Source organism: Streptomyces sp. NPDC001415 (genome assembly GCF_053597395.1).
In genome coordinates this window covers 1-1,315 of the sequence record NZ_JBSFIE010000085.1, presented here as the reverse complement: position 1 = coordinate 1,315, position 1,315 = coordinate 1, and the positions used below count along the sequence as shown (strand labels likewise).

At 70.0% G+C, this 1,315-nt stretch carries 1 protein-coding gene; it reads right to left on the bottom strand.

The features are described 5' to 3' along the window. A partial coding sequence (locus ACWC2B_RS38040; protein ID WP_450724933.1) for a polyketide synthase dehydratase domain-containing protein occupies positions 1 to 1,275 on the bottom strand: 1,275 nt, incomplete at its 3' end. Positions 1,276 to 1,315 lie beyond the last annotated feature (40 nt).

Sequence of the window (1,315 nt, the reverse complement as noted above, 5' to 3'; positions counted from 1 at the left end):
CGCCTCGACAACAGCCTCCGCGCCAAGCTGCGCGAGTTCGGCAACAAACTCCCCGACACCCTCCGCAGCCGGACCACGCCGACTCACCAACAACACACTCCGCACCCCATGCACCACCACCAAATGCCGAGCAACGATCCGCCCCAGACCACCCGTACCGCCCGTGATCAGGACCGTACCGGACGGATCCCAGGCGAGGGTCTGCTGCGCCCGGGCACGAGCCAACCGCGGTACCAGCACCTCACCACCGCGCACCAGCAGTTCGGGCTCGCCCGATGCCAACACCCCCGGAATGAGCGCTACTTCACCACCGTCCTCCACATCCACCAGACCGAAACGGCCCGGATGCTCCGACTGCGCCGACCGCACCAGACCCCACACCGCCGCACCCGCAAGATCCACACCCGACACCGCACCCCGCGTCACAAACACCAAACGCGAGCTGGCGAACCGACCCTCCGCCAACCACGACTGGATCACACCCAACGCCCCCGCCACCGCGGCATGCACCGACTCCACCGTTCCGGCGGCTCCGATGGCCGGCGGGACGAGCACGATCTCGTGGGCGCCCGCTTCCGCGATGTCGTCGAGATCCGTGTGGGACTGGAGCGCGAGTCCGTCGAGGATGCCTTCGGCGTCCTTGCCCAGCATGGTGAGGGAGCCCACAGGCTCGCCAGCGAGGTGGATGCCGGTCCAGTCGACCTTGAAGAGGGAATCGCCGGCCTGCAACTGCCCGGCGCTGATCGGACGCACGGTCAGGGACCGTACCGAGGCCACCGGCGCGCCGGTGGTGTCCGCGATCGCGATCGACCTGTCGTTCCCGGTGACACGAATGCGGACCCGCACCCGGGAGGCACCGGACGCGTGCAGGGTCACCCCGCTCCACGAGAAGGGAACACCCCTCTCGTCCGGTCCTTCGCCACCCAGTAGCGCCGCATGCAGCGACGCGTCGAAGAGTGCCGGGTGCAGCCCGTAGGCGTCGCCGTTCATGCCGTCGGGAAGCCCGACCTCGGCATAGAAGTCATCGCCCGCCTTCCAGGCCGCCCGCAGGCCCTGGAACACCGGACCGTAAGCGAACCCGGCGTCCGCGAACCGCTCGTAGCAGCCCGCCACGTCGAGCGGCTCGGCGCCCTGCGGCGGCCACACCGCGGCATCGAACGACGGCGCCTCGACAACCGGGGCCAGGACACCGCTGGCGTGCAGCGTCCAGGGGCCCTCACCCTCACGCGCATGCACCGACACCGGCCGGCGACCCCCGTCATCGGACTCACCCACCCATACCTGCACCTGGACCGCGCCGTCCGACGCAGGCAGC